General features: G+C 51.8%; 8 protein-coding genes. All 8 read right to left on the bottom strand.

Features of this window, described 5'->3' with window-relative positions:
- Positions 1-433: 433 nt before the first annotated feature.
- Positions 434-2,989: a DEAD/DEAH box helicase family protein gene (locus tag AC5JLB_RS10010; protein WP_495873688.1), complete on the bottom strand. Its 2,556-nt coding sequence runs from the start codon at positions 2,987-2,989 to the stop codon at positions 434-436.
- Positions 2,982-4,607, bottom strand: coding sequence for an Eco57I restriction-modification methylase domain-containing protein (locus AC5JLB_RS10005; RefSeq protein WP_495873687.1), 1,626 nt, complete (start codon positions 4,605-4,607; stop codon positions 2,982-2,984). The genes AC5JLB_RS10010 and AC5JLB_RS10005 overlap by 8 nt, the downstream gene beginning before the upstream one ends.
- A complete protein-coding gene (locus AC5JLB_RS10000; protein WP_495873686.1) occupies positions 4,604-5,260 on the bottom strand; it encodes an N-6 DNA methylase in 657 nt (218 codons plus the stop codon). The genes AC5JLB_RS10005 and AC5JLB_RS10000 overlap by 4 nt, the downstream gene beginning before the upstream one ends.
- A 152-nt stretch (positions 5,261-5,412) precedes the next feature.
- A complete protein-coding gene (locus AC5JLB_RS09995; protein ID WP_495873685.1) occupies positions 5,413-5,739 on the bottom strand; it encodes a cupin domain-containing protein in 327 nt (108 codons plus the stop codon).
- Between the two features lie 138 nt (positions 5,740-5,877).
- Entirely contained in the window at positions 5,878-6,117 is a 240-nt protein-coding gene (locus tag AC5JLB_RS09990; RefSeq protein WP_495873684.1) for a hypothetical protein, read from the bottom strand.
- 11 nt (positions 6,118-6,128) lie between these two features.
- On the bottom strand, positions 6,129-6,494 hold the full coding sequence (locus tag AC5JLB_RS09985; protein WP_495873683.1) for a GIY-YIG nuclease family protein: 366 nt from the start codon (positions 6,492-6,494) through the stop codon (positions 6,129-6,131).
- Positions 6,495-6,535: 41 nt separating this feature from the next.
- Complete coding sequence (locus AC5JLB_RS09980) at positions 6,536-7,480, bottom strand: ParB/RepB/Spo0J family partition protein (RefSeq protein ID WP_495873682.1); 945 nt, start codon at positions 7,478-7,480, stop codon at positions 6,536-6,538.
- On the bottom strand, positions 7,481-8,257 hold the full coding sequence (locus AC5JLB_RS09975; protein WP_495873681.1) for a ParA family protein: 777 nt from the start codon (positions 8,255-8,257) through the stop codon (positions 7,481-7,483).
- Positions 8,258-8,504 lie beyond the last annotated feature (247 nt).

Here is an 8,504-nt window from a genome sequence, read left to right as displayed (position 1 = left end):
GTGATCTATAGTTTCCTCCCTACTTCTCGGCTTCACCAAAAGCTCGGAAGAGCCCGACATTGGCGGCATAACATCTACCAACCCTGCTCTAAAATCAGCGATCGTAAAACGACATCTAGAAATGACAGCGACAAACCTACGACTATATAACGTTTTCGGCTTCGATCATAGTTGTCGCGACACGTATGATCGTTTGGGATGGCAGGGTTGATAGCTGTCGTCACTCGCCAATGTTACTGTCATTTTATAACAGCAAGGTTGCTCTTGGAGCGTTGGAGTTGAACTCTAAACCGTTCTAGGGAAACGCCCCGTGCGGAGCCGCATGCGGGGTGTTGTGGGAGCTGGGGGAGAAAATCCCTGGCTACCCGATTAGCCCGCAAGTTCGTCTTTTCATGCCAACTGTGCATATTACCAACGCGATGTTTCCGTCCTTTCACTCCCTCGCCACCACTGTGTCGTACAGCCCGTAATGGGTCAGCCCCGGGTGGCTCATTATGCCGGTGTATCGGAGTGATGCGTCTTCATACCGCCGGAACGCGAACACGGCATGGTTCATTTGCTCGGTGTTGAACACCTTGAGCTGCACGAGCAGATGGAAATCCTTGACCGTAAGGCCGGTGACTGCCAGAAACAAGTCAGGCTCAAGCTTAGTGATTACATCCTGTAGAGTGTTCTCCCGGAAGTCGGTCAGGTACATGAACGCCGGGATGCGCGTGGCGAACTTGATTAGCTTCTCCTGGATCAGCTTGCGCTTGGACTTGTACTCCCTTTCCTCTTCGGTAAGCTCCTTCTTCTCCTCAGTCGTCAGATCCCCTTCCTTTGCCTTGTTCTTGAGCCCTTTCACCTTCGCGCTCTTGTTGATGATCGTCTCGATAATGTTGTCGCCAAGCGCACGCCAACCTTCGATGCGCTCCACAGCAGCCATCGCTTCGGGGTTGTCCAGAATACGGCGTAGAGTGTCGTTGTCCACATTCACCAGCAGCGCGCTCTCCCATTTGCGGGCCAGCAGCGTGGCCGAGGTGCCTGCCATGGCAATGTCGAGAATGCCGCCCGCGTCAATTTGCGTCATGTTCGCGCCGTCATAGGCCAGCACGGGCAGGAACGATACGAGATCCTTGACCGCGTTTTCCGGGTTCGGCTCGTTGGGCGACAGCCCGATGCCGTACTCGGAGAGCTGCCGCAGCGCACGCGTGGGCGCGAAGTCGAACACGAAGCAGACAGGCTTAAGGATCTCCTCTTCGTGCGGGTTGTCGCCGTTCGGGTTCTTGATGGACCATGGCGACTGCACGCGAAACGCGGCCTGAAAATAGGTCTCCGGTGACTTGAGATTGCGCAGCATCAGGATGGATGACCACTGTGGAACCGTCACACCAGTCGTGAGCTTGCCGCAGGAGAGAGTGATGGTCTTGGTCTCGAAGCCGCTGCCGATGGACTTGCGCACGGGCGGCAATGCTTCCAAGCCGATGCCCGCCGAGGTGCCAGCAGTGACAACCACCTTATAATCGTGCCAGAAGGTGTTCTGTCGCTCTGCCAGCAGGTTGGCCATAGCGTGGCAAGCAGCGACATTGGGGAGGAACCAAAAGGAGTGCTGCAGGTAGGGCAGCAGGCGCACATCCGAGTATGGAAAGGGTGGTCGCGTGCCTGTCTTCAGATATTCGACTGACTGAGGCGCGTATCCACCTCGAATGATGTCTAGCCACTTCTGCACGTCGCTTTTGTGTTTGAACTGCGCCGTTGGGCCTGCGCCTGATGCCTCGAAGAAGGCATTGAGATCAAACTCGTCGAACTCCCCAGCGCTGGCGATCGCCAGTAGCTCGTCCGGCATCTGATAAGTCAGCAGGCGCATCTGTGGCAGCGCACCGTAGGGGTTCCATTTGCCAGGTTTGTTCGCCGCGAACTCTTCCTTGGCGTGCTGCTCGTCGGTATAGGTCCAGTTGAAGATTTGTTCTTCGATGAACTCGCCCGTAGACAGTGCCCGGAACGGTGTGCCGGAAAGGTAAAGGTAGGCCTTGGTGGTAATCGGCAAGAACTTAACTTCCTGCTCCGAAAGCACAGTAAGGTCTTCGTTCACCTTCTCCAGTCCGACGGCATATTCCAGCTTGGTCTCTTTCTTAGCGACAGCGTCTTCCTCGCCCTCGAACAATTCCTTCGCGGTCTCCCGCCATGCGCCAAAGTGGTACTCGTCAAAGACGACGAGATCCCACTTCGTCTTGTGAACCCATTCGTTCTTTGGCTTGATGTTGCCCACCTCGTCGCGACCTAGCAAATCCTGGAAAGAGCCGAAGTATACCAGCGGTTTGTTCAGGGAAATTTGCATCGGGTTATCGCCCGAGGACTTCGATAGATACTGCCACCCGTCAAAATCCATGTGAGATTCGAGGTCGGTCTGCCACGCATCTTCGACGGCGGGCTTGAAAGTGACCACAAGCACTCGCTTAGCTCCAAGCTTTTTGGCGAGCTGGTAGGTGGTGAAGGTCTTGCCGAAGCGCATCTTCGCATTCCAGAGGAAGCGGGGGACGGCGTGCATATCTTCCTTCCAGATGGAATGGAAGTAGGCGTGGGTCTTGTTCACAGCCTCGGTCTGTTCGTGGCGCATCGGGAAGGTCTCATGATGCGTGCCCGTAAGCCGGAGGCCATTCCGCAGCTCTGTCACCGCCGTCTTGACATTTTCGAGCGTGCAGCGCATCCACTCGCGCGACGACTCTACGATAACGTTCTCGAACCCCTTGTCTATCAGGCGTTTGCGCACGTCGCTGTCTCGGAAGAGCGTTCCATCTACACACTCAGCGGGCTCGTTTAGATGCAGGGTGTAGGCCTGCTGCATCTGCCCTTGTGACTGGCGGATGCGGGCATTCACGTCGTCCTTCGTCGTCTGACCTACTTTAATCAGACCGACGTACGCGGCTGGAGGATCGTTCGGTGTCCAGGCATAAACCCGCAGCCGAGCCTCCGGCTTAGGCACAAGGATTGCTTCAATGGTCTTAGTCATCCTCAGAGACTCCACTGAGATCCATCGGGCGGACAAACGCCTCAATAAAAGCGATCTCACTGGCTGAGATACCATATTTCGCATAGAGGTCGTCGTCCGTCCACCGCTTTGTCCAGTCCTGGGTTGGCACGAAGGTGTAAACCTTGCGAGTGATGTGTTGGGATGGCTTGTGCAAAAGAATCAGGAGGCGAGTTAGCCGACAGGAGAGGTAGGACAAGACGCTTTCAGCGTGACTCCTCGAGTCGAGTGGTCCAGTGCAGAGATAGGTCTCTGAAGAGATGGAGCCGGGTTCTCCGATAAATGGGGTGCTGATGATTCGGTGTGGGTAGGTGTCTTTGTTGCCTGTCCCTGGGGCAGCGTAGCCCATGAAGAGCTTCCATTTGTCGATGAAGTGAACGCCAATTGATACTTCGCTTCTAGCAACGTATCCCGTACCGCCGTTTTGATAGACCCGTAGGTCACCGGCGTCCTTGGAAACCTTGCCCTTGAACGTTGTGTCTAGCCCAAATGGCTTCCTGGAACTAACCATCCGGTCGAAACGCTTGTTTTCAGGCAGGGAAAGCGAGTCGGATTGTCCCGTCTCGACAGCAACAACCTTCTTAAGAATTGACAGCCCTTCATTGAACCGGATAAACACGTCTAACCCTTCTTCGAGAAGCTGGCGACTAGTTGTTGATGGCTGCACATCCTTGAAATGAGTAGTGACGCGGCACAGTCCAGGATTATCCCGATCCCAAAGGAAGTAACAAACGCCACCCTTAAGTCCCACGCCTGGAAAGACATCTGATGCATTGAGATAGTCGTCGATTGAGCGCAAGCGATCATCGGAGAGCATCGACTCTCTAAACTCATCCAGCCCCTTGCCACCAGCGAACCAACGGGCAGGAATGATCATCGATAGGTAGCGTGGCTCCAACGCCTTTGCCTGCTCTACGAAGTGCTGATAAATGGGCGCAGCGCTCGTTCCAAAGCCATCATCGCTCAGTTGGTATGGCGGGTTCCCGATGATCACGTCGAATTGCATATCTTCTCCAAATATCTTGACCATCCAAGTCTTGATGTCGTTGGTGTGAATGAATGCATAGGCGTAGGTTTCTAGCCCTTCACCCCGGTCAAGGGTCTCTTGGCTAGCCCCGCAGTAGGTGCACTTGCCCTTCACCCAGCTGTGCTCAGTGCGCTGGAACCAGATATTGCCCTCATCGCTAGCGAAGCTTTTGCCGATAGAATGCTCACCGTTGGCGTGCTTTGAGCAGTATACACTCCGCCTTGCCAGCAGACTGGTGAGGTGGGTAATGCCGATGCCAAACACCTGCTTGGTCAAGATGTGGTCTACGCGCTCCTCAAGATTTGGTATCTTAGCCTCAAGGCCTTTGGTGAGGCGACTGGTAATCTCTCGCAGGAAAACACCCGACTTTGTGAATGGGTCGAGAAACCGCACCGCTTTGTCTGCCCAGAGGTTGGCACCGCCGTTATTCGCCGCCCATGCCTCAGCCACCGTATCTAGCATCCGGTTAGCAAACTCCGGCGGCGTAAACACCTCATCGTTCGAGAGGTTAGCGATGCAGGTCAGCACATCCGGGTTGCGACCCCGCAGCGCAAAAACAGCCTGAGCACTCATACAACCTCCTTCGGACTGCCACTGAGTTCGGCAGCGGACAGATCGCTCACCGTCATTGGCGGATAGGTCTTCGTCGGCATGAAGATCTCATGCTTGCCGAGGTGGGCAAAGAGTGAACCCTCCGCACTAAAGGTCGATGAGAGGGTTAGGGTATCCAGACGAAAGTCGCGCCGCTGAAACTTGCCCTTGCCCAAATAGCCCCACTCGGCAAAGGTGACTGGCTGGCCGTCGTGGGTGCGCATAGTCAGCGCATCGCCGTACACGAGGTTCTGGGACAGCACATAGGATGCAGCGAGATAGAACTCGTCTGACTCATCCAAATTCAGGTATTCTGCAAGGATCTCCAGCACATTGGCACGGCACTCCGCGATGTTGTCCGGCAGCAATTCAATGCCATAAATGCACATCAACGCGAGCATGGCATAGTGCCGTCGCTCAAAGTCAGATTTACCGTACTTAAGTTCCACAGCCGCCAGTTTGCGCCGCAAAATCTGCACAAGAAAATTGCCGCTCCCACAGGTCGGCTCCAGGAAGCGGGAGTCGATGCGCTCCGTCTCGTCCTTCACTAGGTCGAGCATCGCCTCAACCATCCACGCCGGAGTGAATACCTCTCCGTGGTCGGCGACACGTTGCTTAGACTTGACGATTTTCATAGGTCGATACATTATCAGACGATAGCTTCCTTGTGGTCACTGCGGGTTAACGTTCCCAATTACCGGACACAGATAACCTTTGCAGCTCAGCCAACTATGTTAATATGTTCCGGTGCAGCGCGGTGGTTTAGCGGCGCCCTTAACACGCACGACTATGCTTTGTGCGTTAAACCCCATTCGCCATTCGGCAATTGTGTTGCTTTGAGATCATCGTTTGGGTATTCGACCTCATCTCCTCTAGTGAGATCGCCAATCTCCAGATACGTCACAGTCTCTTCAGAGCGATTGACCAGTTGATGGGCTACGCCTGTACCTGCTTTAAAGCCATAGCAGTCACCAGGATTCAAAGTTAATTCCTGTTCTTCAAGAACCAGAGTTGGGTTTCCTTCCAGTACTAGAATAAATCCTTCTTGCTTCGAGTACCTATGAGCAAGAGCAGAAATTAAAACTGTCAATTCATTTGCAGATGCTGTAGCCATGCCTCTAAATCAGAGAGCGTTTGAAAAACCAGCAGTGTCAAAGAAAGTAGTCTTTCATCTTTGGAAATTAGCGAGTTTCTTGATAAGCAACCCTAAGGTTGGATCTGAGATTCGGACATAATTGGAAGGCAAACCTTATTATGCGGCTTGGTCAGACTCTAATGGCAAGCCGGTCTGAGGTTTGCAATCTGTAAAAGTTAGTGAATCAGGGTCTAGAAAATCTGCTAACGCCATCTCCAGCACCAGCTCAATGCTATAGCCAATTTGTTTTGCATGATTTACGTAAGCGCCCCGGATATGGTCTGGCAAGACGGCTAATAACATCAGTGCTGCATCATGGCTGAGATGCTTCTTACCTGTTTCTGAGAGCGTCTGCATGAGCCTGTCCTCTAGTTTCGGGTGGGATACTGTGCGTTATAAGGCGGCTGTGTGGCATGAATGAGAATGCCTTCTAGCTCGTCTCCCAATTTTAGAACATCCATCATGGTAAGCGGTACAAACGAGACAGCAACATCTCGATGGTCATAATCATCCAACCACGACCAAGTACATGCCTTGTGTCCTCCTCTAAACCGCTCCCGTAATTTCTTAGTTTTACCCAAATACAGTAATCCGTACTCCCGATGCCTAACCGCATAGAGCCCAGGGAATGTCGGCAAATCATGGAAATCACGGGTAATCGATGCACAGGCTTCAAAAGGTACCGATAAGAGTACGTGTAGCAGTTCTCTAGCCTGCGCTTCCAACTCGCTCAAAACAGTCCCTCAAATTCCTTCTAATTGTCCATATAAAAAATTCAATTATCACTAGCGGTGAGCTTGTCCAACTCATTGAGCAGTTTGGTAATGCGATCGCGCTTCTTGCGATCACCCCAAGTTTCACTCTTTCGCAACCGCTTGCTAATCTCACACAGTTGCTCAACCAGAACTTCCTCAGAAGTCGGCTCTGACGCTGGTGTTAATGCTTTAATCGCTGCCTTAATTTCATTTAGCGACAACTTCTTAGAAATTGCCTGCTTCAGCAACTTAGATCGTTGTTCCTGATCTTTAACTCGTGAGATCGCTTGCCCCTTAGTGTATTCCAGCCGCCCTCGACGGAGAACATCCAGTATATCTGCTGGTAACTTCAGTAAAGGCAATCGGCTAGAACGAAAGCTATCCACGGTAAAGCGCCCTACTCCTGCTAGGACATTTTGGACAACTTCCAATTGGGACAAAACGTTTTGTCCCAACTCCTGACCTCGATGCTTTGCATGATGCGCTTGATAAAATATCGAGGTCACATCATCTTTGCTGGTATTCAAGGCAAGCGCTAGCAGGTCTAAAACGGCATCCGTTTCTTCAACCGGATTTAAGTCCTCCCGTTGCAAATTCTCCATCAAAGCAACTTGCAATGCCTGACGATCATCTAGGTCTCGCACGATGATTGGAACATCTGGCAATTCCACTTCACGAGCTGCTCGCAACCGACGTTCCCCTGCAACTAATTCATACGCTCCGTCGCTCAAAGGACGAACGAGAAGAGGCTCCAAAATCCCATGTTCTTTGACAGAGCTAACCAGTTGAGCCAACTTTTCAGTGTCAAAAAAGCGGCGAGGCTGCTTTTGGGGTAAATGAATCTTCTCAATTGGAACGGATTGAGGGAGATGCTCAATCTGCTCAGGTTGGTCAGGTAGGTCGCGGTTGAGAATTGCTGCGACATTCCGAAGTTGTGGTTTAGGTGCACTTTTACGAGATGGCACTTATAGAGACTCCAGGCTTTGAGTGATTGTCGTCAGGACTGCAAGCGCAGAATGTTTGGGATCATATATCCCCAATGGTAAATGCTGCATTGAGGCATCAGCAAAAGCAACTGCACGCGGAACCGGTGGAAACACAGGAGCAATGCCACTGAATTGCTCGATTACGGCTTCCAAAATCTCTTTGCTTTGCCCCGTGCGATCATGCAAATTGGGAATTACACCAGCTATTTTCAAATCGGGTGCAACTCCCTCCTGCTGGAGTTCATTGATAGTTCCCAGCAACAGATCCAATCCTACGAAGCTTTTGTATTGCGTTTGCATAGGAATTAGGATATGTGTCGATGCCACTAATGAAAGAATGCTAAGCACTCCTAGAGTTGGTGGGCAGTCAATGAGTACAAAGTTATAGTTCTGCCCAACCGGAGCCAAAGCTTTTTTGAGACGGGTCTCCTTAGCGATCGCGGTTGCTAATCTCACATCCGCTGCACTCAACGTCAAATTACTAGGCACTAGATCCATCTGATGAATTCCACGCAAGATGGGAAGGGGAGATCGTTCCAGAACACTTTCGGAGATCGTCCCTTCTAACTCATGAGGTTGTAATCCCATAAACACTGTCAGAGAGGATTGCGGATCCATGTCTACTAGCAATACGTTGTGCCCTCGCTGCGCCAATGCATAGCCCAAATTCATGGCAAGAGTAGTCTTGCCAGTTCCTCCAGCCTGATTGAATAAGGAAATGATTTTAGGCACGGCTTGGTCTTTAGCGACAAGCATAGTTTATACGGTTGCGCGAAGTTTCTGAAAAAGTCTAATAACCAGAAACTTGGCATGAGCGCGTGATCGCTCTGTTACAAGAACTCTTATCTACATGTACACGCCCAGTATAAAAGCCAATTGCCTCAAGCACGTCTGTAGCCGCGAAGTAACATTTGAAGGGTATCAAAAAACGGGTATGAAATGAGAAGGTGTTGAGCGACAATCATATTGGCCCAATCGACGATTGCATTGCCCATCCCAGACT

The organism is Myxacorys chilensis (assembly GCF_059505265.1).
Note: the sequence above shows the minus strand (reverse complement) of the source record. Positions and strands in the feature narration are given on the sequence as shown.